The sequence below is a fragment of the Burkholderia sp. AU16741 genome (genome assembly GCF_002223345.1).
Taxonomy (GTDB): Bacteria; Pseudomonadota; Gammaproteobacteria; order Burkholderiales; family Burkholderiaceae; genus Burkholderia; species Burkholderia sola.
The window spans coordinates 745,914-768,594 of sequence record NZ_NKEZ01000003.1; the positions used below are offsets into that span (position 1 = coordinate 745,914).

Sequence of the window (22,681 nt, forward strand, 5' to 3'; positions counted from 1 at the left end):
AGTATATTTCGGGCCAGGAGGATTCGAATCGGCGTTAAACGGCCGTTTTTGGTGTCAATTTGAAAATAGCGTCGTCGTGACGCCGTCCGTCGGCGTTCTGAAAGATTTTTCGGCGGCACGGCGGTGTCGTTTAGTGCGCAAAAACAGCGAAAACGACGAGATCGCGGAGGAGCGATTCCGTCCATCGGCCGGCGCTGCAAGTCGCATCGCCCGATCGCGCGCCGATGCAGCCGTCGTTCGTTCAGCCCGGTTCGCCGGCCGCATCGCGGACCGCCGCGAGAAACCGCGCGACGACGGGCGACGGGGCCGCCGCCGCGCCGTCGAACACGAACTCGATGTCGAAGCGGCTCGCGAGCTCGTCGAGCGCGACGAGCCGGACCGTGCGCGGGCAGGTCGGCGACGCGCTTTCCGGCACGAACGCGCAGCCCATCCCGGCCGCGACGAGGCCGATCAGCGTCGGGATGTCGCTGCCGACCTGCGCGATGCGCGGCGTGAAGCCGGCCTGCTCGCACTGCGTCATCAGGAACCGGTGGTGCGCGGCGGAGCGTTGTGCATCGAACCAGACGAACGGCTCGTTCGCGACGTCGGCCAGCGTGCGTGGCGCGATGAAGCGGCCGCCCGACGGCGCGGGCATCGCGAGCACGAAGCGGTCGCTCAGCAACCGCACGCCCGTCAGGTGCGGCGCTTCCTCGCGACGCCACGCCATGATCCCGGCGTCGAGCTGGCCGCGCATCAGCGCGCTCGCCTGTTCGGCCGACAGCATCGGCGCGATCGACAGTTTCACGTCCGGGCACGCATCGCGAAACGCCTTGAGGACGTTCGCGACGACCGGCAGCGGCAGGCAGTTCGGCAGCGCGCCGAGCCGTAGTTCGCCGAACTGGCCGGCCGCGCTGCGCAACGCACGCTCGCGGCTGTCCTGCAGCATCGCGAGCAGGCCGGTCGCATCGTGCAGGAAGCTCGTGCCGGCCGCCGTGAGCGTGACGCCCGTCGCGCGACGAATCAGCAGCGGCGTGCCGATCGCGTCCTCGAGCTCGCGAATCTGTCGCGACAGCGCGGGTTGGACGATGCCGGCCGCGCGGGCGCCGGCCATCACGCTGCCGGCCTGGGCGACGGCGACGAAGTAGCGCAGGTGACGCAGTTCGATCTGGCGCATGCGGTGGGGTGTCGGGTGGGGTGGATGGGTATGCCTGTGGAGCATAGCAAATGCCATTCGATGGTATTGGAAAGCATGGCTGGCCCGGCGTACGATGACCGTCGTTGCCGTATTCGCTCCGTCGCGCATCACGCGCGTTTCCTCCATCCTCATAGCGTTCCGTCCCATGCCGCTTCATATCCCGACTCCTTATATCCGTTCGTCGATCGCATCCCGTCGGCTCGGCACGACCATCCGGGTGAAGCTCGAGGCGCTGCAGCCGTCGGGTTCGTTCAAGCTGCGCGGCATCGGCGCCGTGTGCGAGGCGCGGCACGCCGCCGGCGCGCGGCGATTCGTGTCGTCATCGGGCGGCAACGCGGGTATCGCGGTCGCGTACTGCGGCCGCGAGCTCGGCGTGCCGGTGCGCGTCGTCGTGCCGGAAAGCACGTCCGGGCGGGCGCGCGAGTTGATCCGCATCGAGGGCGCGGAACTCGTCGTGCACGGCGCGAGCTGGGCCGAGGCGAACGCGTTCGCGCAGTCGGGGCTCGACGCGCACGACGCGTTCGTGCATCCGTTCGACGATCGCATGCTGTGGCAGGGCCACGCGACGATGATCGACGAGATGGCGGCGGCCGGCCCGAAGCCCGACGCGGTCGTGCTCGCGGTCGGCGGCGGCGGTCTGCTGTGCGGCGTGCTCGAAGGGCTGGCGCGCAACGGCTGGCACGACGTGCCCGTCGTCGCGGCCGAGACGGAGGGCGCCGACTGCTATGCGCGTTCGGTCGCGCAGGGGCGTCCGGTCGAGCTGGCGGCCATCACGAGCATCGCGACGACGCTCGGCGCGAAGCGGCCGTGCGACGCGGCGGTCGAATGGGCGACACGCCACGCGATTCATCCGGTCGTCGTGTCCGATGCCGACGCGGTGGCTGCGTCGCTGCGGTTTCTCGACGAACACAGGATCGTCGTCGAGCCCGCGTGCGGCGCGGCGCTGGCCGCGCTGGAGCGGCCGGTGCCGGTGCTCGAGTCGGCAGCGGACATCGCGGTGATCGTCTGCGGCGGCGTGACCACGCCCGTCGAGGATCTGCAGACGCTGCGCGCGACGTTGCGGTAGGCGAGGGCGTCGGCAAGCAGCGCGGTCGCGACACGGCAGGTCGCTTGCGATTGTCGCGCGCGGCGACTGCGAGTCTGGGGCGCCCGTGGCTGAGTGTGGCGCGTCGATGTTGCCCTGTCATCAATCCCGCGCGGCCAATCGCGGCCGGCGCACAGCCGGATGAGCGGAAACGACTTCAGGGAATAAGGCGAAAGGGCTGCGTATCGTCGCGCCGCGCCGCATGCGGCCGGGCGCGACGGTACGGGCGCGCGATCAGTTCGCGGTGGCCGCGCTCGCGCCGGACGGCGTGGATGATGCGACCGGGTCGGCGGCAGCCGGCGCAGGCGATGCGCTCGACGGCGGCGATGCCGATGCCGAGAGTGATGCGGGTGCGGACGCCGCTGACGAAGGCGCGGTCGAAGACGAGGACGGCACAGCGGTGGCCGCGGATGCGGCCGGTTCCGAAAGAGCTGGGGGCGGGGAAACCGGCGCCGCCGTCGAACCGGAGGTCGACGAAGGTGCGGGCGCGGTTGCCGGACCGGAAACCGGCTTGGGCGCCGAAGCCGGTGCGGCACCCGACGCGGGAGCCGGAGCAGGGGGCGATGCCGGCGCCGGGCCGGCGGCCGAAGCCGGTGCAGGCGCAGAAGCCGCCGCGGGTGCCGCCGCCGAAGCCGGCACCGCTCCTGACGCCGCCGTCGGCGGCGCCGCACGCATCGCAGCCGGCGCCGCGACGGCCGATGTCGCGGCCGGCACGGCATTCGCGCCCGACCCCGGCGCGACACCCGTCGCCGACAGCGGCACCGGCGCCGCGGGCGGCGTCGGCACGACCGGCGTCGTCATCTTCAGCGGTTCACCCTGCGGCGTCGGCGCGGGCTCGGGCAGCGGCGCGACGGGCTCCTTCTCCGCGGCCTTCACGGTCGCGCGGTCGCGGCGCGCCGGGTCGATCTTCAGGAAATGGTCGACGAGCGTGAAGAAGCGCTCATAGAACACGCCGGCGGGAATCGTCTCGCTCGCGGTCTTGACGAGCGCGTCGTCGCTCGACCCGATCGGCAGCGACAGCGAGCCGAACACGCTCAAGCCCACGCTGGCCGACGTATTCGATTTCTTCAGCGTATAGCGGTCCTGCACCGCGTTCACGTACGCGATGCTCGACGCGCCGTCCGCCGTCGCGTCCGCGCACACGACGTGAAACTCGATCACGACGTGCATGTCGTTGCTCGGCTGGAAATTCTTGCTGCCGTCGACCGCGTCGTTGCGCGACGACGACACCACGTAGCCCTGGCTCAGCAGCGCGCGCCGCGCGGCCTCGCAGGCCGCGTCGGATTTCGCGTGGAACGTGTGCGCGTAAGGGCTGGTGGTCGCGTCGAACTGTTCCTGCTGATAGATCGGCTTGGGCGGCGACGAGCATGCCGCCAGCACGGTCGCGACCGCGAGCGCGCACGAAACGGAAAACAGGCGAAATCGATTGTGCATGGCGTCTTTCAGAAGGCTCGGCAAGCGGCGGCGCAACGGGGAGGCCCGGATTAATGCGCGCGCACGTCTCGTATGGCCGGGGCGACATTATAGTTTCCTTTGATGTCGCGCTCGCTTCAGTCGGCCGGCGCGCCGCGCGCCGCGGCCAGCAATTGCGACGTCAGCGGATGATGTTCGCCGCGCCGCGAGCGGATCGCATGGATTTCCTCGGTCACGTCGCCCGCGCGCCCGAGCCGCCGGAGCCCGCGCAGCAGCGACGCATCGTTCGCGCCGAGTTCGCTCAGCGGGAACACGCCGAGGCCGCGCGCCGCGAACACGGCCATCAGCGCGCTGTCCTCGAACTCGCCGGCCACGCGCGGCACGATCCGTTCGCTTTCCAGCCACAGGTCGAGACGCGCGCGCAATGCCGAATGCGCGGTCGGCAACAGCACCGGCAGGTCGGCCAGGCACTGTGGAAAGCGCTGCCGCGCGGCCGGCGTGACGAGCGCCGCGGGCCCGTACCAGTCGACCGGCGACGCGACGAGCCGCTCGCTCGTCACGCGCAGATTCGACCCCGACGGCGCACCCTGGCCGGCCAGCACGAGATCCAGGTGATGCAGCGCGAGCTCCGCGAGCAGCGCGTCGTGCTCGCCTTCGTGGCACAGCAGCCGCAGCGTGGGCGTGTCGAGCACCGGGGCCAGGATCGCGTGCGCGGCGAGCTTGGAGATGCCGTCCGCGAGGCCGACCGCGAGCCGCACGGTCGGCCGGCTGGCCGCCGCGCGCACGTCGTCGGGGATCTGCCGTCCCATTTCGAAGATGACTTCCGCGCGCGCAAAGGCGGCCTGCCCGGCGTCGGTCATCGCGACGCCGCGCCCGGCCGGGCGCAGCAACTGGTGCCCAAGCGATTTCTCCAGCTCGCGCACCTGCGCGCTGATCGTCTGCACGGCCATGTCGAGCCGCTCGGCCGCCCGAGCGAAGCCGCCTTCCTTCACGACGACCCAAAAATAGTACAGATGTCGAAAATTCAGCATCGCAGCGCGATATATCGGAAAAACCGAACCTAAAGTCAGATTATCGCTGATTTTTTCGAACTTTGGCGTAGCCTATCATCGGGCTTTCCACTTTCGTATCGGCCCATCCCATGGACTACCTGCTGACGCTTGCCGCCGACCCCGCCGTCTGGGCCGCGCTCCTGACGCTCGTCGTGATGGAAGTCGTGCTCGGCATCGACAACCTGATCTTCATCTCGATCCTCAGCAACAAGCTGCCCGAAGCGCAGCGCGCCCGCACGCAGCGCCTCGGCATCGCGCTCGCGCTGGTGATGCGCCTCGCGCTGCTCGGCAGCGTCGCGTGGATCGCGAGCCTGACCGAACCCGTGTTCACGCTGTTCGACCATGCGTTCTCGTGGCGCGACCTGATCCTGCTGTCGGGCGGCCTGTTCCTCGTGTGGAAGGCCACCACCGAGATCCATCACCACGTGTCGCACGACGGCGACGGCGCGGGCGGGGCCGCCGGCGCGGCCGGCCTGACGATGTGGGCCGCGATCGGCCAGATCGTGATGCTCGACATCGTGTTCTCGATCGACAGCATCGTGACCGCGATCGGCATGACCGAGCACGTTCCGATCATGTTCGTCGCCGTGATCGTCGCCGTGAGCGTGATGCTGTTCGCCGCGCAGCCGCTCGCCCGCTTCATCGACCGCAACCCGACGATCGTGATGCTCGCGCTGTCGTTCCTGGTCGTGATCGGCATGACGCTGATCGCCGAAGGGTTCGGTTCGCACGTGCCGAAGGGGTACATCTACGCGGCGATGGCGTTCTCGGCGTTCGTCGAGGGCATGAACATGCTGGCGCGGCGCGCGAAGGCGAAGCGGGCCGCGCACGCGGCGCGCGACTGAGCCGGCGCGCGTGACGCCGGCCGCCGCGGCGGCCGGTTCGCGCGCCTCATACGGAATCCGGATGAAATTCGCACGGAAAGGAGAAACGCGATGAAATGCCCTGTCTGCAAGACGCCCGACCTGCTGATGGCCGAGCGCCAGTCGATCGAGATCGACTACTGTCCGAGCTGCCGCGGCGTGTGGCTCGATCGCGGCGAGCTGGACAAGCTGATCGCCCGCGAGACTGGCGACGCGCCGGCCCGCCGCGACGCCGCGCCGGCGCAACACGATGCGCATGCGCCGCGCGAGCGCGACGACGGTTGGGGGCGCGACGGCCGCTCGCACGACGAGCGTCACCGGCACGACGGCCGGCGCCGCAAGAAGTCGGTGTTCGACCTGTTCGATTTCGATTGAATCTGCCGTCCGCGTGGCTGATCGCGCGCGGCTCGATGCAAAAAAGAAGCCCCGCCCGGCATCGCGCCGGCGCGGGGCTTTTTCATGCGCGTCGCGTCAGGACACGCGTCGACGCTTACGCATTGCCGGCGGTCACGTCGATGCGGCGCGGGCGCGTTTCCTCGCGGCGCGGAATCGTCAGCGTCAGCACGCCGTCGCGCAGGTTCGCGTCGATCCGCGACGTGTCGAGATCGGCGCTCAGCACGAACGACCGCGCATAGCGCGTCGAACGGATTTCCGCATGTCGCACGCGCAGGTCGGCCGGCGTGTCGATCTGCGTCGCGGCTTCGATCGTCAGCGTATTGTCGTGCACCTTCACGTCGAGGTTCTCGCGCGGCACGCCGGGCAGGTCGGCTCGCAGCGTGACGCCGCGCGCGTCCTCGACGATGTCGACGGACGGGGTGATCGCGGGCCGGCGCGCGGCTTCGGCGGCGGCAGCGTGAACGGTGCTCGGGTGGCGTTCGGCCTGGGTCGGGTTCGTGTTCATGTCGGTATCCTGAAGGTTACTGAATGGTGATCGCACGCGGCTTCGAGGCCTCGCGCCGGCCCACGCGAATCAGCAGGCAGCCGTTCTCGTAGCGGGCGCTGACCTGGTCCGGGTCAGCGTCGCGCGGCAGTTCGACCACGCGGCGGAACGCGCCGTGAAAGCGCTCCTGCGCATACGTGCGCACGTCGTCGCCTTCGCGCGGCGCCGGTTTGCGCTCGCCGCTGATCGTCAGCAGATCCTTGTCGATCGACACGTCGAAGTCGGCCGCGGCCATGCCGGGTGCGAACGCGACGATCTCGATTGCGTCGTCGGTGGCGCCGACGTTGAGTGCGGGAAACGCGCCGGCGCGCCCCGCGCGGATGCCCGACGGGCGTTCGCCGAGGAGGCTCGCCATCTGCCGCTGTACGCGGGCGAATTCGTCGAACAAGTCGTAGCCGTGATGGATACCGCTCATGTTGGTCCTCCTGAACAGGGAACGCGGGAGACGCGACGGCGCGACGCCTGCGGCGGGCGCGACGGCGGCTCCACGGGATCGATAACGAGGGCGGTGCGTTGCATGCGGCACTGCCAGCCGACGCTTAATTAGTGGCCGCCATCACGCATTTCAAGAGGGAATCTGCAATCTGCATCGACGCGCGCGCGCGGGATTCGATGCGACAATCGCCGCGACATATCCGCAGACCAACCACACGGGACAACCATGGACATTCGACGTATCGCGCTCGTCGGCGCCGGCGTGATCGGCGCGAGCTGGGCCGCTTTCTACCTGATGCAAGGCTTCGACGTCGTCGCGACCGACCCGGCGCCGCACGCCGACGCGCGGCTGCGCGACGCGCTCGCCGCCTTCCTCGGCGAGCGGGCCGCCGAGCTTTCCGCGCGGCTGTCGTTCGACGCCGATCTCGTGCGCGCGCTGGACGGCGTCGACTTCGTGCAGGAGAGCGGCCCGGAACGGCTCGACCTGAAGCGCGCGCTGTACCGCCAGATGGACGACGTGCTGCCCGCGCACGTGCCGATCGCGTCGAGCTCGTCGGGCCTGAAGATGTCCGAGATCCAGACCGCGTGCGCGAAGCATCCGGAGCGCTGCCTGATCGCGCATCCGTTCAATCCGCCGCACCTGATCCCGCTCGTCGAGCTGGTCGGCGGCGACATGACCGGCCAGGACGTGATCGCGCGCGTGAAGCAGTTCTACGATGCGCTCGGCAAGCAGACGATCGTGCTGAACAAGGAGATGACCGGCCACGTCGCGAACCGGCTCGCGGCCGCGCTGTTCCGCGAGGTGTATCACCTCGTCGGCGAAGGCGTCGTGAGCGTCGCCGATGCGGACAAGGCCGTCGCGTGGGGGCCCGGCCTGCGCTGGGGGTTGATGGGGCAGTGCCTGACCTATCACCTCGGCGGCGGCGCGGGCGGGATCGCGCATTTCCTCGAACATCTGTCGGGGCCGATCACGAGCTGGTGGGACGACCTCGGCACGCCTTCGTTCGATCCGGAAGTCGATCGGAAGCTGACCGATGCGCTGCGCGCGATCCAGGGCGAGCGCTCGATGCAGGAACTGGCGGCGGAGCGCGACCGGTTGCTCGTCGAACTGATCGACGCGCGGCGCCGCAGCTTCCTGCCGTGATCCTGATCGCGTCGCGCCGGCGCGGCGGCGCCGGTCATTGCTGCGAGGTCGTCTGGCTGGCGGGCGGCACGTGGGCCAGCCACGCGGGGCTCGCGGCCTGCACGAGTTCGCGGTTGCGCGCACGCGTCGCGGCGTTCGGCGGGTAATTGCCGTCGTTGGTCGGCAGTTGGCCGTCGAGATAGGCCTGCTTGAGCTGGTCGATGACTTCCGCGCGCGTCAGGCCCTGTTGTGCGGGGGGCGACGCGTCGGTCTGGGCAAAGGCGGGGGAGAGCAAGGCGGCTGCAGCGGTCGCGACGGCGAATCGCAGGACGTTCTTCATGGCGGGCTCCGAGCAAGGGGACGGGTACCGGACGCGCGCGGCGATGCGCGGTGCGTTCGGATGGGGCCCATTGTCGCGAGCGGGTGCTGCGCGGACGATGACGCGTTCCGGGCAAGGCTGTCAGGCGCGGCGGGCGCGCCCGCGCCCGTGTGCGATGCCTGCGGTGCCGTTACAACTCGGCCGCCGCCGTGATCAGCGTGGCTTCGAGCGCGAGCGTCGAGCGCGACGCGGCCGCCGGGCGATCGATCACGTATTCGAGTTCGCCGAGTTCCGGCAGGCCCGCGTCGAGCCGCGCGAGCCCGGCCGGGATCACGTAGCCGGCGAACGCGCTGACGCCGAGCCCCGCGCTCGCGGCGGCGCGCAACACCGCGACGCTGCTGCTCACGACGGCGATCCGGTACGGCCGCCCGACGGCCTCGAGCGATTCGAGCACACGGCGGCGCGACACGCTCGGCTCCGGATGCATCGCCAGCGGCAGCACGGCCTCGTGGCCGGTGATCCGCGAATCGGGGCCGGTGCACCAGTACAGCGGTTCGCTGCGGATCACACGGCCGCGCCGGCTGCCGGCGATCCGCTTCGCGAACACGAGATCGTGCCGGCCCTCGTCGAGCGCGTCGAACAGGTCGCCCGACAGCCCGGTCGAGATTGCCAGCTCGACGTCCGGGTTGCGCTGCACGAAGCTGGCGAGCGCGGCCGTCAGGTGCGCCGACGCGAAATCCTCCGACATCGCGAGCCGCACCTTGCCCGACAGCGGCGGCCCGCAGACCGACGTGACGGCCTCGTCCATCAGCTCGAGGATGCGCACCGCGTAGCGGAACAGCGCGTCGCCGTGCTGCGACAGGTGCACGTTGCGCGTGTCGCGTTCGAACAGCGGCCGGTCGAGCAGCTCCTCGAGCCGGCGGATATGCTGGCTGACGGTCGACTGCGACAGGTTCACGCGCTCGGACGCGGCGGTGAAGCTGCCGGACTGGGCGACGGCGACGAAGCTGCGCAGCAACTCGGGCGGTAACGGACGCATTGCTAAATCCACTGAATCGGTTTCGACAACTTCATAAATGGCCGGATTTTGCGGCGCTAGTATCGGATCACGCGCCCGTGCGGCCTCCGCCAACGAGGGGCACCGGACGCGTAGCCCGTGTCGCGCCGCCGATGGCATCGGTCAGTCTAAGCCATCCGGCGTCCGGCCCGAAACCGCATCATCCCATCGACCCCGAGAACGTGCTCGCACGACGAGCCGCCGGGCCGCGGCGCCCCGCCGCAGGAGACAGACAGTCCGCCCGGGATCGGCGTGCGGGCCTGGCTCCCGCGCGCGTCAGGCACCCGTCACGAAGAGACTGGAGACGACTCATGATCATCTACGGAACCGCGCTGCTGGCGTTCTGCCACCTGGCCGGACTGTTCCTCGGCGACCTGCTCGGCAGCGCGATCGGCGTGAAAACCAACGTCGGCGGCGTCGGCATCGCGATGCTGCTGCTGATCTGCCTGCGCCTCTGGCTGCACCGGCGCGGCTGGATGCCGAAGGAGACCGAGGCGGGCGTCGGTTTCTGGGGCGCGATGTATATCCCGGTGGTCGTCGCGATGGCCGCGAACCAGAACGTGGTCGCCGCGCTCAAGGGCGGGCCGGTCGCGCTGCTGGCCGCCGTCGGCGCGGTCGCGATCTGCGCATGCTGCATCGCGGTACTCGCGCGCACCGGGCGCGACGACACGGCCTTCGCGGGCGTGCCGCAATTCGAAGAACAGTGAAGGGGGCCGCCATGCTGCAGATGCTCGAAAAAACCGTCGCCCACAACGGGCTCGTCGCGTCGTTCGCGCTGGTCGGCCTGATCATGTGGCTGTCGTCGATCGCGTCGCGCAAGCTCACGTTCGGCCGCGTCCACGGCTCGGCGATCGCGATCGTGATCGGCCTCGTGCTCGCCTACGTCGGCGGCGCATTCACCGGCGGCGAGAAGGGGCTGGCCGACGTCAAGCTGTTCGCCGGTATCGGCCTGATGGGCGGCGCGATGCTGCGCGATTTCGCGATCGTCGCGACTGCGTTCGAAGTGCAGCCGACCGAGGCGCGCAAGGCCGGGCTCGTCGGCGTCGTGTCGCTGCTGCTCGGCACCGTGCTGCCGTTCATCGTCGGCGCGTGCGTCGCGCGCGCGTTCGGCTATACCGACGCGGTCAGCATGACGACGATCGGGGCCGGCGCCGTCACCTATATCGTCGGGCCCGTCACGGGCGCGGCGATCGGCGCGAGTTCCGACGTGATCGCGCTCAGCATCGCGACGGGGCTCGTGAAGGCGATCATCGTGATGGTCGGCACGCCGGTCGCGGCCAACTTCATGGGGCTGAAGACGCCGCGCTCCGCGATGATCTTCGGCGGGCTCGCCGGCACCGTCAGCGGCGTGAGCGCGGGCCTTGCCGCGACCGACCGCCGGCTCGTGCCGTACGGCGCGCTGGTCGCGACGTTCCATACCGGCGTCGGCTGCCTGCTCGGGCCGTCGCTGCTGTTCTTCACGACGCGCGCGCTGGTCGGCGCGTAGGGCGATGCGACGCGGCCCGCGCGCGGGCCGCATCCATCGCGGCGTCCTCTGAGTCGCATTCTGCAACATCATCAATCGGCAGCGGCGCCAGGCTTAGAATGCCGCTGAACCATCGAAGCGGAGAACTGTTCATGACCGGATGGAATCACGCGCGGCAGGCGCGCGATGCACGCGTCGCGGCCGGCGCGGCTTACGCGCAGGGCAAGCGGGTCGACGCGCGCGACACCGTCGCGTTGCTCGAGGCGGTGCTGCGGCCCGGCGATCGCGTGTGCCTCGAAGGCGACAACCAGAAGCAGGCCGATCTGCTCGCCACCGCGCTCGCCGACGTCGACAGCGCGAAGATCCACGACCTGCACATGGTGCAGTCGGGCGTCGTGCTCCCCGAGCACCTCGACGTGTTCGAGCGCGGCATCGCGAAGCGGCTCGACTTCGCGTATTCGGGCCCGCAATCGCAGCGCATCGCGAAGCTGCTGTTCGGCGGCAAGATCGCGCTCGGCGCGGTGCACACCTATCTCGAACTGTTCGCCCGCTACTTCATCGACCTCACGCCGCAGGTCGCGCTGATCGCGGCCGTGAGCGCCGATCGCGACGGCAACCTGTACACGGGGCCGAACACCGAGGACACGCCGACCGTCGTCGAGGCCACCGCGTTCAAGGACGGCGTCGTGATCGCGCAGGTCGACCGCATCGTCGACAAGGTGCCGCGCGTCGACATCCCGGGCGATCGCGTGCATTTCGTCGTCGAGGCCGGCCGGCCGTTCTACGTCGAGCCGCTGTTCACGCGCGACCCGGCCGCGATCACCGAAACGCAGATTCTCACCGCGATGCTCGCGATCAAGGGCATCTACGAGCCGTACGGGATCAAGCGCCTGAACCACGGGATCGGCTTCAACACGGCCGCGATCGAGCTGCTGCTGCCGACCTACGGCGCGAAGCTGGGGCTGAAGGGCAAGGTCTGCACGCACTGGGCGCTCAATCCGCATCCGACGCTGATTCCCGCGATCGAATCGGGCTGGGTCGAGCAGATTCACTGTTTCGGCTCCGAAGTCGGGATGGACGACTACATCCGCGCGCGCTCCGACGTGTGGTTCACCGGCCCCGACGGGTCGCTGCGCTCGAACCGCGCGTTCTGCCAGACGGCCGGCCTCTATGCGTGCGACATGTTCATCGGCTCGACGCTGCAGATCGACCTGTCCGGCCATTCGTCGACGGTCACCGCCGAGCGCATCGCCGGCTTCGGCGGCGCGCCGAACATGGGCAGCGACGCGCGCGGCCGGCGCCATCCGAGCGAGCCGTGGCTGAAGGCGGGGGCCGAAGCCGACCCCGACACGCCGGCGGCGCTGCGGCGCGGCCGCAAGCTCGTCGTGCAGATCGGCGAGACGTTCGGCGACAAGAACGTGCCGATGTTCGTCGAGAAGCTCGATGCGCTGAAGCTCGCCGACAAGCTGCAGCTCGACCTCGCGCCGATCATGGTCTACGGCGACGACGTCACGCACATCGTCACCGAGGAAGGGATCGCGAACCTGCTGATGTGCCGCGACAAGGACGAACGCGAGCACGCGATCCGCGGCGTGGCCGGCTATACGGACGTCGGCCGCGGCCGCGACAAGAGGATGGTCGAGCGGCTGCGCGAGCGCGGCGTGATCCGCCGCCCGGAGGATCTCGGCATCGATCCGCTCGACGCCGACCGCCGCTGGCTCGCCGCGCGTTCGATCAAGGATCTCGTGCACTGGTCGGGCGGGCTCTACGCGCCGCCGGCCCGGTTCCGCAACTGGTGAGGAAGAGGGCATGGAACAGTTGAACTATCGCTTCACCGCGCGCGAACGCGCGAAGGGCGAGCAGGCCGCGGCGCTCGTCGGCGTGGTCGCGTCCGGCAATCTCGAGGTGCTCGTCGAGCGCGTGCTGCCGGGCAACGAATGCGAGATCGACATCCGCACCGCGGCCGTCGGGTTCGGCGCGGTGTGGCAGGCGGTCGTGTCGGATTTCGTCGAACGGCGCACGCCGGGCGGCCTGAAGCTGTCGATCAACGATGGCGGCGCGCGGCCCGACATGGTGTCGCTGCGGCTCGCGCAGGCCGTGCGCGCGATCGAGGGAGACGCATGATGAGCGACATTCGTCACATCCATGACGCTCCCGCGTTCGTCGCGAACGCGGCGAGCTGGTATGAAGCATCGGCGCGGCAACGCATCGACGGGCTGCTCGACGCGGGCAGTTTCAGCGAATTCCTCGGGCCGGCCGAGCGCGTGACGAGCCCGCACCTGCCGCTGTTCGGCCTGCCGCGGCAGTTCGACGACGGGATGGTAGTCGGCCACGGGCGGCTCGACGGCCGGCCGGTGTTCGTCGCCGCGCAGGAAGGCCGCTTCATGGGCGGCGCGTTCGGCGAAGTGCACGGCGCGAAGCTCACCGGGCTGCTGCGCGCCGCGCGCGAGGTCGGCAAGCCGGTGCTGATCCTGTTCGATACGGGCGGCGTGCGGCTGCAGGAAGCGAACGCCGGCGAGCTCGCGATTGCCGAGATCATGCGGGCGCTCGTCGAAGCGCGTGCGGCCGGCGTGCCGGTGATCGGGCTGATCGGCGGGCGCGCGGGCTGCTACGGCGGCGGCGGTTTGCTCGCCGCATGCTGTTCGGCGCTCGCGGTGTCGGAGCAGGGGCGCATCAGCGTGTCGGGGCCCGAAGTGATCGAGACCAATCGCGGCGTCGAGGAATTCGACTCGAAGGATCGCGCGCTGATCTGGCGCACGATGGGTGGTAAGCATCGGCGGCTGATCGGCGGTGCCGATCGTTACGTGGCCGATACGCCGGACGCGTTCCGCGCGGCCGCGCTCGACCTGATCGGCCGCGCGCCGACGTTCGATGCGGCGAGGCTGCGCGCGGAACAGGCGCGTCTCGAAGCGCGGGTCGAACGGTTCGGCGGCTGCAAGGATGCGCTCGACGTCTGGCGGGTGCTCGGCGCGGACAAGCCGGAAGCGATTCCCGGCATGCCCGACGATGCATTCGCGAAGCTCGCCGATCAACTGCAGGAGCCGCAGCATGACGCTCGATGAAGTACTGAACTCGCTGTTTCCCCGAGGCCATTCGATTGTGCGCAATGGCGGCCTGCTGACGGGCCACGCGGAACTGGCCGGCACGCGCGTCGACGTGATCGGTGTGTCCGACCGCCTGCCGTTCGGCATCGACGAGGCGCTGACGCTCGCATCGCGCGTGCTTGACACGATCGAGCGCGGCGGCGATACGCCGATCGTCGTGCTGGTCGACAGCGACAGCCAGCGGATGAGCAAGCGCGACGAATTGCTCGGCCTGAACGAAGGGCTGTCGCATCTCGCGAAGTGCCTGATGCACGCGGATCTCGCCGGACACCGGACGGTCGGCGTGCTGTACGGCCACACGGCCGCGGGCGCGTTCATCGCGACCGCGCTCGCGACGCGCACGCTGCTCGCGGTGCCGGGCGCCGAACCCGAGGTGATGGACCTGCCGTCGATGTCGCGCGTGACCAAGCTGCCGATCGACGTGCTGAAGGAGATGGCGCGTTCGACACCGGTGTTCGCGCCGGGGCTCGACAACCTCGTGAAGATGGGCGCCGTCGACGCCGTGCTCGATCCGTCCCGCGCGCTCGACGCGCAGGTCGGCGAATGGCTCGGCAAGCCGGCCGAGCGCGTCGACCGGCGCGCGGCGCGCGGCCGGCCGGTCGCGACCGACGTGGCCGCCCGCGTCGAGGCCCTTGCGCGTGCCGCACGCTGAGCTGCCGCTGCGCCGCCACACGCTCGTCACGCTGACGGCGGCCGGGTGGGGCGCGGCCTTCGCCCGTGACCCCGCGCTCGCGGGCGATCCGCTCGTACGCGCATGGGCCGAGCGCGGCTGGCCGCTGATCGTGCGTCGCGCGTCGCCGGATGAAGCCGCTGCCGGCCGCGTGCCGCTCGGCCTGCCGCTGCCGCCTTCGGCGGGCAAGCGGCGCATCGCGCTGAACGTGGCCGCCGACATGCTCGAAACGGTCGGCCCGCTGCCGGCATTGGCGGACGTCCTCGCCGTAGCGCCCGCCGCGTGGCATGCGCCGCTGCGCGAGCTCGATGCGCTCGGCGCGCGCTGCGGCGTGCAGGGCCGCGTGTTCGGCAGCCTCGCCTGGCAGGCGCTGACCGGCGAGCCGTACCTGAGCGCGTCGTCCGATCTCGACATCGTGTTCCCGCTGCCGGACGCCGCGTCGCTCGCGCCGCTGCTCGACGGTCTTGCGGCGATCGACGCACGTGCGCCGATGCGTATCGACGGCGAACTGCTGCGCGACGACGGCGCGGGTGCGAACTGGCGCGAACTGCACGCGCGGCTGCCCGAAGTCGCGGTGAAGACCGCGACTACCGTCGAATTGATGCGCGTCGATGCATTCATCGGAGGCACCGAATGAACGCCGGGGCTGCCTGCCGCGTCGCGTCGCCGTCGGAGGCCGAGCGCATCGCCGCGCTGGCCGAGCGCAGCCTCGTGCTCGAGATCGACACCTATCCGAAGCCGGGCCTCGTCAGTCACGTCGACACCGGCAGTCACGCGGACATGGACGCCACGACGTTCGCGCGCAGCGCCGCCGTGCTGCGCCCGTACTTCGCGGAACTCGCCGACGCGGGCGCGCGCGATGCCGACATGGCCGTGCTGCGCAAGATCGGCCTGCGGGCCGAGCATGCGATGCTCGCCGCGACCGGCGGCGTCAATACGCATCGCGGCGCGATCTTCGGGCTCGGGCTGCTGTGCGCGGCCGCCGGCCGGCGTGCGATGCCGGGTGCCGTACCGGACGGCACGACGCTCGGTGCGTTCGTGTCCCGCCGCTGGGGCGTCGAGATCCTCGGCGGCCCGCGTTTGCCGGACAGCCACGGCGAGCGCGCGAGCCGCCGCTACGGTGTCGGCGGTGCGCGTCGCGAGGCGGCCGACGGCTTCCCGACCGTGTATGCGATCGGACTGCCCGCGCTGCGCCGCGCCCAGCGCGACCTGCCGGACGACCCGGAAGCCGCGCGCATCGACGCGTGCTTCGCGCTGATCGCCGCGCTCGACGACACGAATCTGCTGCATCGGGGCGGTCAGGACGGCCTCGATTTTGCCCGCGCGACCGCCCGCGCGTTCGTCGCGCGCGGCGGCGTGCGCGCGCGCGGCTGGCGGTTGCGCGCGGCAGCTGCGCATCGTGCGTTCGTGGCGCGCCGGCTGAGCCCGGGCGGCGCGGCCGACCTGCTCGCGATGAGCGTGTTCGCCGATGCGCTCGAAGCCGAAGGACGTGCGCGATGACGCTGGCCATCCTGTGCTCGGGGCAAGGCGCGCAACGTGCCGACATGTTCGACCTGACCGGATCGGCGCCGCAGGCCGACGCACTGTTCGCGCACGCGGGCCGGCTGCTCGGCGACGATCCGCGCACGTGGGTCCGGCGGGCCGGGCCCGACGCGCTGCAGGAAAACCGCGCCGCGCAGATTCTCTGCACGGTCCAGGCGCTCGCGGCGGCCGCGCTGCTCGACGCGGTGTGGCCGCGCCGGCGCTGCGTCGCGGGCTACAGCGTCGGCGAGGTCGGCTCGTGGAGCGTCGCGGGGATGATCGACCCGCACGACGCGCTCGACCTGGCCGATGCGCGTGCACGCGAGATGGATGCCGCGAGCGGCGGCGACGAGCGGATGGCGTTCGTGCGCGGCCTGACGCGGGCGCGACTGGCGCAGCTGTGCGACGGTCGCGACGCGGCCATCGCGATCGCGAACCCCGGCGATGCGTTCGTGGTCGCGGGGCGGCACGCCGATGTCGCCGCCGTAGCCGACGACGCGGCGCGCGCCGGCGCGCTGCGTGTCGCGCCCGTCTGCGTGCGGATCGCGTCGCACACGCGCCGGCTCGCGGCGGCCGTGCCGGCTTTCCGCGCGACGCTGGCCGCGACGCGCGTGCGCCGGCCGTTGCCCGGCACGCGGCTGTTCTCGGGCATTGACGGCGCGTCGGTGCTCGATGTCGATACGGGCCTCGACAAGCTCGCGCGGCAGATCGCGGAGCCGGTCGAGTGGGCGGCCTGTCTCGCCGCATGCGTTGAGGCCGGCGCGACCGCGTTTCTCGAACTCGGCCCCGGGCGGGCGCTGGCGGAAATGGCCGGCGGCGCGTATCCCGCGCTGCCCGCGCGCAGCGTCGCGGATTTCCGTTCCGTCGACGGCGTGACGAGCTGGCTCGCGCGCGTCGCGGCCGGCTGATCGGCGGGTCGAAATCCGGCTTGAAACACAGTCGCGGGGCACCTGTTCCGCACTGTGTGTTGCGCCGGCGCAGCAGCGTCGCAGCCGCCTCTTGTCACGCGAAATGGCGTCGCTACAATGGCGCCCGCCATGAGACCAGCCGCCTTCCTTTTCGTCGCGTTTTTCTGCGCGACGAGCGCCCACGCCAGCCAGATTCCGTCCGATGCCGCATCGGTCGGCACGTACTTTTCGTATGACAACGCGGCGGTCGACGCGACCGTCGATCTGATCGAACAGGCGCAGCGCCGCGTGCTGCTGGCCGGCTATACGCAAGTGCCGCCGGCGGTCGCGAACGCGCTGAGGGCGGCCCGTGCGCGCGGGATCGAGGTGCGCGTCGTGCTCGTGCGTTCGCCGCGTGCGGGCCGGACCAGCGGCGCCGGCTATCTGAAATCCGCCGGTGTCGACGTCGCGATCGATTCGCGGCACGGCGGCCCCGCGTCGCGCTTCATGATCGTCGACGACAGCGTCGCGCTGACGACGCTGTCCGACGGCGCGGCCGAGCACGCCGACACGGTGAACGTGTTCCGGCGCGCGCCCGAACTCGCGCAGTCCTACGCGCAGTCGTTCTGGCGGCTGTATCGGCAGGCCGCCGGCCTCTGATCCTTTCCCGCGGCGCGTCGCGCGCCGGTATGACCCTGCTTGCATCGGCGCGACCGATGAACCATGCTCGTTGACATGGCGCCAGCGCGGCTCGCGCGCACTCGGCGCAACGGCAGGGAGCCGATCGTGACCGAAAGCAGTTTTGCCGATCGCGCCGATGCCGGCCGCCAGTTGGCCGACGCGTTGCGCGAATACGCGGGGCGAACCGATGTCGTCGTGCTCGCGCTGCCGCGCGGCGGCGTGCCTGTCGCGTATCCGGTCGCGTGCGCGCTGCGCGCGCCGCTCGACGTGCTGGTCGTGCGCAAGCTCGGCGTGCCGTTCGACCCCGAGCTCGCGATGGGCGCGATCGCGACGGGCGGCGCGATTCATCTGCAGCGTTCGGTGATCCGCGCGATGGGCGTATCGGATGCGCAACTCGCCGACGTGATCGCGCGCGAGACCGCCGAACTGCAGCGCCGCGAGGCGCTGTACCGCGGCGCGGCGCCGCCGCTGGCGGTGGACGGACGCATCGCGATCGTCGTCGACGACGGTGTCGCGACCGGCGCGTCGATGCGCGTCGCGCTGCAGGCGCTGCGCGAGCGCCACCCGGCGCGCCTCGTCGCGGCGGCGCCGGTCGCGCCGGCGGGTGCGGCGCATGCGTTCGACGGCCTGGCCGATGCGTTCGTCGCGGTGTCGCAGCCGGCGCGGTTGTTCGGAATCAGCCAGTTCTACGCGCGCTTCGAGCAGACGAGCGACGACGAGGTGCGCGCGCTGCTCGACGCGGCGCGCGCCTGATCCGTCGTCACGTCCGACGGTTCCGGCGCGGGCGCGGTCGGCCGGCTTCCGCCTGCGCGAACACGCGCTGCATCGCCGGATGGACGTTGCCGTGCCAGCGTGGCCCCGTAAACAGCCCGTAGTGATCGCAATCGTCGACGTCGACGCGATGGCGCGCATCGGCAGGGAGGCCGCTGCACAGGTCGAGCGCCGCATGCGTCTGGCCGGCGCCCGTGACCGCGTCGCGGGCGCCTTCGACGGTCAGCAGCGCGACGTCGCGCAGCGCGGCCGGTTCGACGCGCCGGCCGCGCACGTGCCACGCGCCGGTCGCGAGCAACATGCGCTGGAACACGACGTCGACCGTGTCGAGAAAATAGTCGGCCGGCATGTCGAGCAGCGCGGTGTATTCACGCAGCGCCCGCCGTGCATCGGCGAGCCCGGCCATGTCGAAGCGGGAAGCGGCCAGCGCATAGGTCTCGATCAGCGTCAGGAAGCGTTGCGGATACAGGAGGGCGATCTCGCCCTGCTGTAGATACGTCGGGAACACATGGCGGCCGTGTCCCGCGAAGCCGGGCGGCACGACGTCGATCAGATGGCGCCGGCACCAGTCGAGCGAATGGGCGGCCGCGGCGACGCCGAGCGCGCTCTGGTTCAGCCGCGCATCGAGCGGGCCGCCGATCAGCGTGATGCTCGCGGGCGGCGCGAGGCCGCGCGCAGCCCGCAACGCCAGGGCGCCGAGCGCCGGCACGGTCGCCTGGCACACGGCGACGACGTGCAGTGGCCGATCGTCGTGCTGGAGAGTGCCGACGAAGCCGTCGAGCATCGCGACGTATTCGTCGAGCCCGAAACGGCCGGCCGCGAGCGGCACGTCGCGCGCATTGCGCCAGTCGGTCACGCAGACGTCGCCGTCGGCGAGCAGCGTTTCGGCGGTTTCCCGCATCATCACGGCCGCGTGCCCGACGAGCGGCGCGCATAGCAGCACCATGCGGCGCGCGTCGGCGCGCGCGAAGCGCCGCAAGTCGCAAAACGGCGTGTGCGCGACGACCTGCTCGCCGACGTCGGGCCACGCGAGGTCGAAGCCCGGCGGCGCGGCCTGCGGGCCGAGCAGCGGTTCGAACAGGTCGTCGTAGCACGACGACGCGGCATGCGGCAGCGACGCCGCCGGCCATGCGTCGAACGCATATCGCGTCGCCGCGCGCCACGCGCGCATCCATTCCCGCTGCTGCTCGACGACGGCATACCACATGGCGGACCCTGGGACGGAAGGAGCGTGAACCTGCATTATGGTCGCAGGGGGCGGGCAGTGCGAGCCCGATGCGCGGCTGGCTGATGCGCGTCAAGCGCTAGGCGCTGCCGCGCGACGCTGCTACAGTCATCGGCCCCATCCTCGTAAGCGGAGCGTTCGCGATGAAGCTGATCGGCATGCTGGATTCCCCGTTCGTGCGCCGCGTCGCCATTTCGGCGAAGCTGCTCGACCTGCCGTTCGAACACGAGTCGATCTCGGTATTTCGTCATATCGACCAGTTCAGGCGGGTCAATCCCGTCGTCAAGGCGCCGACGCTCGTGACCGACGGCGGCGCGACGCTGCTCGATTCGTCGCTGATCGTCGACTATCTCGACCACCTGGCCGCGCCGGAGCGGCGCCTGCTGCCCGACGCCGTCGAGGCCCGGCTGCGCGCGCTGGTGCCGATCGGCTTCGCGCTGGCCGCCGCCGAGAAAACCGTGCAGGTCGTCTACGAGCAGGCGTTGCGGCCATCGGACAAGCAGCACGAACCGTGGATCGAACGCGTGCTGAGCCAGCTCGAAGGTGCATACGGTGCACTGGAGCCGCTGGTCGCGGCCACCAACGGCTGGTTCGGCGGCGCGCGACTGCTGCAGTCGGACGTGACGGTCGCGGTGGCGTGGCGCTTCACGCAGTTCATGGCGGCCAATTACCCGGTGCTCGCGCGGATCGATCCGGCCCGTTATCCGGCGCTCGCCGCGCATTCCGCGCGAGCGGAAGCGCTGCCGGCCTTCGTCGACACGCCGCTCGCCTAGCTTGTGAAGCGGCCCGCCGGGCTGTCGCACGCCGCTCGCCGTTGTCCGGCAAGCCGCCGCCGATTGTTCTCGGCCGCTGACAAGTGACTTCGCATTCGCGCTGTTTATCCGGCGGCGACCGATCCCTAGAATCCACTCCATCAAATCACGCATTGCCAGATGGAGCCGACGATGAAAGCCCTGATTGAATCGAGCCTGTACCACCCGTCCGTCGTGTTGGCGCTTGCCGGGCTCACGCAGCTGATGGTCGAGCGCGATTTCAATCTCGGCCAGGTCGGGATGATCGTCGCGGCGCGCGGTGCGCAGGCGGCCGTGTCGCGGTCACGCGCGCTGATTTTCTGCCGTCACTGCGAAGCGCACGCATGAATGCGCACGCCGACTGAATGAAAAAAGCCCGGCCGGCGCAAGCCGGTCGGGCGGATCGGGTTCGATCGGGCCCCGGCTTCGGCCGGGGCTTTTTCATTGGGCGACGCTCACGCGCGTGCGGGCGTCGCGACGCCGTAGATTTCCGATTCGTCGTCCTCGTCGCGCAACTGGCGCGCGAGCTGGTGCGCTTCGCGGCGCGTCGCGACGGCCGGCGGCGAGCCCTTCAGCGGCTGGCGCGCGGTTTCGGCGAGCGCGACGACCGACACGATGCCGATCAGCGCGGCGCCCATCATGTAGTACGCGGGCATCATCAGGTTGTGCGTCACGTCGACGAGCCACGCGGTCACCAGCGGCGTCGTGCCGCCGAACAGCGACACCGACACGTTGAAGCCGATCGCGAGCGCGCCGTAACGGATCTCGGTCGGGAACAGCGCGGGCAGCGCCGACGGCATCACGCCGGTGAAGCACGACAGCAGCACGCCGAGGATCAGCAGGCCGCCGAACACCGATGCCGTGGTGCCCGTGTGGATCAGCATCAGCGACGGGATCGACAGCACCAGCAGGCCCACGCAGCCGGCGAGCATCACCGGCTTGCGGCCGACCTTGTCCGACAGGCGGCCGGCGTACAGCGTCATCGGCATCATCAGCACCATCACGAGCAGCACCAGCACGAGGCTGTGCGATTCGTCGAAGTGCAGCGTCGACGACATGAAGCTCGGCAGGTACGACAGCACCATGTAGTCGGTCACGTTGAAGATCAGCACGAGGCCGACGCACAGCAGCAGCGCACGCCAGTTACGCATCAGCGTTTCGCGGAAGCGCGTCTTCGGCACGGCCTTGTCCTGCGCTTCGCGCGCTTCGGCCTGGCGCTTGAACGCGGGCGTTTCCTCGAGCTTCATCCGGATGTAGAGACCGATCAGGCCGAGCGGCCCGGCGATCAGGAACGGCACGCGCCAGCCCCACGACAGCAGCGCCTCCTGCGACAGCGACGCGGTGAGCAGCGCGACGACGCCCGCGCCCAGCACATAGCCGATCAGCGTGCCGAACTCGAGGAAGCTGCCCATGAAGCCGCGGCGCTTGTCGGTCGAGAACTCGGCGATGAAGGTGGCGGCGCCGCCGTATTCGCCGCCGGTCGAGAAGCCCTGCACGAGGCGGGCGACGAGCAGCAGGATCGGGGCCATGATGCCGATCGACGCGTAGCTCGGGATCAGGCCGATCGCGAAGGTGCCGACGGCCATCATGATCATGGTGGCGGCGAGCACGCGCTGGCGGCCGATGCGGTCGCCGAGCGGGCCGAACACCATGCCGCCGAGCGGGCGCACGAGGAACGCGGCCGCGAACGTGCCGAAGGTGGCGAGCAACTGCGCGGACGGGCTGCTGGACGGGAAGAACACCTTGCCGAGCGTGACGGCGATATAGCTGTAGACGCCGAAGTCGAACCATTCCATCGCATTGCCGATGGCCATCGCGCTGACGGCGCGCTTGAGCAGGCTCTGGTCGACGACGGTGATGTCGTCCGCGGCGAGCGGGGCTTCGCCGGACGACGAAGCGGGGGAAGAGACAGCGGTCGGGCTGACGTGTGTTGCGGTCAAGGTCATGCACTCCTTTGACAGCGCCGGAACGGGCGGGCCGTCCGACACGGTTTGCCGGCGAGCGCGGTGTCGTGTGCTGCGCGTCGGGGCAGGCCTTTAAGCACTTGCTGCACGCAGGGCAGCAAAGGGCCAAGGGGCTGCTTCGACGCGGGCCCGATGGGCCGTC

At 70.5% G+C, this 22,681-nt stretch carries 26 protein-coding genes; 17 read left to right on the forward strand and 9 right to left on the reverse strand.

Features of this window, described 5'->3' with window-relative positions; genetic code table 11:
- Window positions 1-241: 241 nt before the first annotated feature.
- Window positions 242-1,153 carry a LysR family transcriptional regulator gene (locus tag CFB89_RS05935; RefSeq protein WP_089467102.1) on the reverse strand — a complete coding sequence of 304 codons (912 nt, stop codon included), beginning with the start codon at window positions 1,151-1,153 and terminating at the stop codon, window positions 242-244.
- Window positions 1,154-1,319: 166 nt separating this feature from the next.
- Here CFB89_RS05935 and CFB89_RS05940 point away from each other — a divergent pair, with 166 nt between their 5' ends.
- Entirely contained in the window at window positions 1,320-2,240 is a 921-nt protein-coding gene (locus CFB89_RS05940) for a pyridoxal-phosphate dependent enzyme (RefSeq protein WP_089467103.1), read from the forward strand.
- 252 nt (window positions 2,241-2,492) lie between these two features.
- Here the strand turns inward: CFB89_RS05940 and CFB89_RS05945 are convergent, their stop codons facing one another.
- Both CFB89_RS05945 and CFB89_RS05950 read right to left on the reverse strand, forming a co-directional pair.
- Window positions 2,493-3,692 (reverse strand): DUF2242 domain-containing protein, encoded by a 1,200-nt coding sequence (locus CFB89_RS05945; RefSeq protein ID WP_089467918.1) that lies wholly within the window; start codon window positions 3,690-3,692, stop codon window positions 2,493-2,495.
- Between the two features lie 116 nt (window positions 3,693-3,808).
- Window positions 3,809-4,702, reverse strand: a complete 894-nt coding sequence (locus CFB89_RS05950) for a LysR family transcriptional regulator (protein WP_089467104.1) — start codon at window positions 4,700-4,702, stop codon at window positions 3,809-3,811.
- A 110-nt stretch (window positions 4,703-4,812) separates the two neighbouring features.
- Here CFB89_RS05950 and CFB89_RS05955 point away from each other — a divergent pair, with 110 nt between their 5' ends.
- A complete protein-coding gene (locus CFB89_RS05955; protein ID WP_089467105.1) occupies window positions 4,813-5,568 on the forward strand; it encodes a TerC family protein in 756 nt (251 codons plus the stop codon).
- Between the two features lie 90 nt (window positions 5,569-5,658).
- Complete coding sequence (locus CFB89_RS05960) at window positions 5,659-5,961, forward strand: zf-TFIIB domain-containing protein (RefSeq protein ID WP_089467106.1); 303 nt, start codon at window positions 5,659-5,661, stop codon at window positions 5,959-5,961.
- A 115-nt stretch (window positions 5,962-6,076) separates the two neighbouring features.
- On the opposite strand, the gene CFB89_RS05965 is transcribed toward CFB89_RS05960, so the two are convergent.
- Both CFB89_RS05965 and CFB89_RS05970 read right to left on the reverse strand, forming a co-directional pair.
- Window positions 6,077-6,487, reverse strand: coding sequence for an Hsp20/alpha crystallin family protein (locus CFB89_RS05965; protein WP_089467107.1), 411 nt, complete (start codon window positions 6,485-6,487; stop codon window positions 6,077-6,079).
- 16 nt (window positions 6,488-6,503) lie between these two features.
- Window positions 6,504-6,941 carry an Hsp20/alpha crystallin family protein gene (locus CFB89_RS05970; RefSeq protein ID WP_089467108.1) on the reverse strand — a complete coding sequence of 146 codons (438 nt, stop codon included), beginning with the start codon at window positions 6,939-6,941 and terminating at the stop codon, window positions 6,504-6,506.
- 246 nt (window positions 6,942-7,187) lie between these two features.
- Between CFB89_RS05970 and CFB89_RS05975 the strand changes: the two genes are divergently transcribed.
- Complete coding sequence (locus CFB89_RS05975) at window positions 7,188-8,105, forward strand: 3-hydroxyacyl-CoA dehydrogenase NAD-binding domain-containing protein (protein ID WP_089467109.1); 918 nt, start codon at window positions 7,188-7,190, stop codon at window positions 8,103-8,105.
- Window positions 8,106-8,139: 34 nt separating this feature from the next.
- Here CFB89_RS05975 and CFB89_RS05980 read toward each other — a convergent pair whose 3' ends face one another.
- Together CFB89_RS05980 and CFB89_RS05985 are read right to left on the reverse strand one after the other, a co-directional pair.
- Entirely contained in the window at window positions 8,140-8,424 is a 285-nt protein-coding gene (locus tag CFB89_RS05980; protein ID WP_089467110.1) for a DUF4148 domain-containing protein, read from the reverse strand.
- Between the two features lie 169 nt (window positions 8,425-8,593).
- Window positions 8,594-9,442: a LysR substrate-binding domain-containing protein gene (locus CFB89_RS05985; RefSeq protein WP_089467111.1), complete on the reverse strand. Its 849-nt coding sequence runs from the start codon at window positions 9,440-9,442 to the stop codon at window positions 8,594-8,596.
- A gap of 329 nt (window positions 9,443-9,771) precedes the next feature.
- On the opposite strand from CFB89_RS05985, the gene madL reads away from it, so the two are divergent.
- The 11 genes from madL (at window position 9,772) to CFB89_RS06040 (ending at window position 18,541) form a co-directional block, all read left to right on the forward strand.
- Entirely contained in the window at window positions 9,772-10,167 is a 396-nt protein-coding gene (gene madL, locus CFB89_RS05990; RefSeq protein WP_089467112.1) for a malonate transporter subunit MadL, read from the forward strand.
- Window positions 10,168-10,178: 11 nt separating this feature from the next.
- Window positions 10,179-10,946 carry a malonate transporter subunit MadM gene (gene madM / locus CFB89_RS05995; protein ID WP_027808885.1) on the forward strand — a complete coding sequence of 256 codons (768 nt, stop codon included), beginning with the start codon at window positions 10,179-10,181 and terminating at the stop codon, window positions 10,944-10,946.
- Window positions 10,947-11,077: 131 nt separating this feature from the next.
- Entirely contained in the window at window positions 11,078-12,724 is a 1,647-nt protein-coding gene (gene mdcA / locus CFB89_RS06000; RefSeq protein ID WP_089467919.1) for a malonate decarboxylase subunit alpha, read from the forward strand.
- A 10-nt stretch (window positions 12,725-12,734) separates the two neighbouring features.
- Entirely contained in the window at window positions 12,735-13,049 is a 315-nt protein-coding gene (gene mdcC, locus CFB89_RS06005) for a malonate decarboxylase acyl carrier protein (protein WP_006485317.1), read from the forward strand.
- Window positions 13,046-13,987, forward strand: a complete 942-nt coding sequence (locus CFB89_RS06010; RefSeq protein WP_089467113.1) for a biotin-independent malonate decarboxylase subunit beta — start codon at window positions 13,046-13,048, stop codon at window positions 13,985-13,987. The genes mdcC and CFB89_RS06010 overlap by 4 nt, the downstream gene beginning before the upstream one ends.
- Window positions 13,974-14,681, forward strand: coding sequence for a biotin-independent malonate decarboxylase subunit gamma (gene mdcE, locus CFB89_RS06015; protein ID WP_089467114.1), 708 nt, complete (start codon window positions 13,974-13,976; stop codon window positions 14,679-14,681). Before CFB89_RS06010 ends, mdcE begins: the two co-directional genes overlap by 14 nt.
- The gene (gene mdcG, locus CFB89_RS06020) at window positions 14,668-15,336 is read left to right on the forward strand and encodes a malonate decarboxylase holo-[acyl-carrier-protein] synthase (RefSeq protein ID WP_089467920.1); all 669 of its coding nucleotides are present in this window, start codon (window positions 14,668-14,670) and stop codon (window positions 15,334-15,336) included. Before mdcE ends, mdcG begins: the two co-directional genes overlap by 14 nt.
- The gene (mdcB, locus tag CFB89_RS06025) at window positions 15,333-16,199 is read left to right on the forward strand and encodes a triphosphoribosyl-dephospho-CoA synthase MdcB (RefSeq protein ID WP_089467115.1); all 867 of its coding nucleotides are present in this window, start codon (window positions 15,333-15,335) and stop codon (window positions 16,197-16,199) included. Before mdcG ends, mdcB begins: the two co-directional genes overlap by 4 nt.
- A complete protein-coding gene (locus CFB89_RS06030) occupies window positions 16,196-17,128 on the forward strand; it encodes an acyltransferase domain-containing protein (RefSeq protein WP_089467116.1) in 933 nt (310 codons plus the stop codon). The genes mdcB and CFB89_RS06030 overlap by 4 nt, the downstream gene beginning before the upstream one ends.
- 117 nt (window positions 17,129-17,245) lie before the next feature.
- Window positions 17,246-17,767, forward strand: a complete 522-nt coding sequence (locus CFB89_RS06035) for a phospholipase D-like domain-containing protein (RefSeq protein WP_089467117.1) — start codon at window positions 17,246-17,248, stop codon at window positions 17,765-17,767.
- A gap of 126 nt (window positions 17,768-17,893) precedes the next feature.
- A complete protein-coding gene (locus tag CFB89_RS06040; protein WP_089467921.1) occupies window positions 17,894-18,541 on the forward strand; it encodes a phosphoribosyltransferase in 648 nt (215 codons plus the stop codon).
- A 7-nt stretch (window positions 18,542-18,548) separates the two neighbouring features.
- Here the strand turns inward: CFB89_RS06040 and CFB89_RS06045 are convergent, their stop codons facing one another.
- Complete coding sequence (locus CFB89_RS06045; protein WP_089467118.1) at window positions 18,549-19,766, reverse strand: polyhydroxyalkanoate depolymerase; 1,218 nt, start codon at window positions 19,764-19,766, stop codon at window positions 18,549-18,551.
- A gap of 161 nt (window positions 19,767-19,927) precedes the next feature.
- Between CFB89_RS06045 and CFB89_RS06050 the strand changes: the two genes are divergently transcribed.
- Window positions 19,928-20,557, forward strand: a complete 630-nt coding sequence (locus tag CFB89_RS06050) for a glutathione S-transferase family protein (protein ID WP_089467119.1) — start codon at window positions 19,928-19,930, stop codon at window positions 20,555-20,557.
- 159 nt (window positions 20,558-20,716) lie between these two features.
- The gene (locus CFB89_RS06055; RefSeq protein ID WP_089467120.1) at window positions 20,717-20,923 is read left to right on the forward strand and encodes a hypothetical protein; all 207 of its coding nucleotides are present in this window, start codon (window positions 20,717-20,719) and stop codon (window positions 20,921-20,923) included.
- A gap of 107 nt (window positions 20,924-21,030) precedes the next feature.
- Here the strand turns inward: CFB89_RS06055 and proP are convergent, their stop codons facing one another.
- Window positions 21,031-22,521 carry a glycine betaine/L-proline transporter ProP gene (gene proP / locus CFB89_RS06060; RefSeq protein WP_089467121.1) on the reverse strand — a complete coding sequence of 497 codons (1,491 nt, stop codon included), beginning with the start codon at window positions 22,519-22,521 and terminating at the stop codon, window positions 21,031-21,033.
- Window positions 22,522-22,681: the final 160 nt, after the last annotated feature.

Coding starts and splice junctions, on each gene's coding strand:
- CFB89_RS05935 (WP_089467102.1), bottom strand. CDS start 1,153: ATGCGCCAGATCGAACTGCGTCACCTGCGCTACTTCGTCGCCGTCGCC.
- CFB89_RS05940 (WP_089467103.1), top strand. CDS start 1,320: ATGCCGCTTCATATCCCGACTCCTTATATCCGTTCGTCGATCGCATCC.
- CFB89_RS05945 (WP_089467918.1), bottom strand. CDS start 3,692: ATGCACAATCGATTTCGCCTGTTTTCCGTTTCGTGCGCGCTCGCGGTC.
- CFB89_RS05950 (WP_089467104.1), bottom strand. CDS start 4,702: ATGCTGAATTTTCGACATCTGTACTATTTTTGGGTCGTCGTGAAGGAA.
- CFB89_RS05955 (WP_089467105.1), top strand. CDS start 4,813: ATGGACTACCTGCTGACGCTTGCCGCCGACCCCGCCGTCTGGGCCGCG.
- CFB89_RS05960 (WP_089467106.1), top strand. CDS start 5,659: ATGAAATGCCCTGTCTGCAAGACGCCCGACCTGCTGATGGCCGAGCGC.
- CFB89_RS05965 (WP_089467107.1), bottom strand. CDS start 6,487: ATGAACACGAACCCGACCCAGGCCGAACGCCACCCGAGCACCGTTCAC.
- CFB89_RS05970 (WP_089467108.1), bottom strand. CDS start 6,941: ATGAGCGGTATCCATCACGGCTACGACTTGTTCGACGAATTCGCCCGC.
- CFB89_RS05975 (WP_089467109.1), top strand. CDS start 7,188: ATGGACATTCGACGTATCGCGCTCGTCGGCGCCGGCGTGATCGGCGCG.
- CFB89_RS05980 (WP_089467110.1), bottom strand. CDS start 8,424: ATGAAGAACGTCCTGCGATTCGCCGTCGCGACCGCTGCAGCCGCCTTG.
- CFB89_RS05985 (WP_089467111.1), bottom strand. CDS start 9,442: ATGCGTCCGTTACCGCCCGAGTTGCTGCGCAGCTTCGTCGCCGTCGCC.
- madL (WP_089467112.1), top strand. CDS start 9,772: ATGATCATCTACGGAACCGCGCTGCTGGCGTTCTGCCACCTGGCCGGA.
- madM (WP_027808885.1), top strand. CDS start 10,179: ATGCTGCAGATGCTCGAAAAAACCGTCGCCCACAACGGGCTCGTCGCG.
- mdcA (WP_089467919.1), top strand. CDS start 11,078: ATGACCGGATGGAATCACGCGCGGCAGGCGCGCGATGCACGCGTCGCG.
- mdcC (WP_006485317.1), top strand. CDS start 12,735: ATGGAACAGTTGAACTATCGCTTCACCGCGCGCGAACGCGCGAAGGGC.
- CFB89_RS06010 (WP_089467113.1), top strand. CDS start 13,046: ATGATGAGCGACATTCGTCACATCCATGACGCTCCCGCGTTCGTCGCG.
- mdcE (WP_089467114.1), top strand. CDS start 13,974: ATGACGCTCGATGAAGTACTGAACTCGCTGTTTCCCCGAGGCCATTCG.
- mdcB (WP_089467115.1), top strand. CDS start 15,333: ATGAACGCCGGGGCTGCCTGCCGCGTCGCGTCGCCGTCGGAGGCCGAG.
- CFB89_RS06030 (WP_089467116.1), top strand. CDS start 16,196: ATGACGCTGGCCATCCTGTGCTCGGGGCAAGGCGCGCAACGTGCCGAC.
- CFB89_RS06035 (WP_089467117.1), top strand. CDS start 17,246: ATGGCGCCCGCCATGAGACCAGCCGCCTTCCTTTTCGTCGCGTTTTTC.
- CFB89_RS06045 (WP_089467118.1), bottom strand. CDS start 19,766: ATGTGGTATGCCGTCGTCGAGCAGCAGCGGGAATGGATGCGCGCGTGG.
- CFB89_RS06050 (WP_089467119.1), top strand. CDS start 19,928: ATGAAGCTGATCGGCATGCTGGATTCCCCGTTCGTGCGCCGCGTCGCC.
- CFB89_RS06055 (WP_089467120.1), top strand. CDS start 20,717: ATGGAGCCGACGATGAAAGCCCTGATTGAATCGAGCCTGTACCACCCG.
- proP (WP_089467121.1), bottom strand. CDS start 22,521: ATGACCTTGACCGCAACACACGTCAGCCCGACCGCTGTCTCTTCCCCC.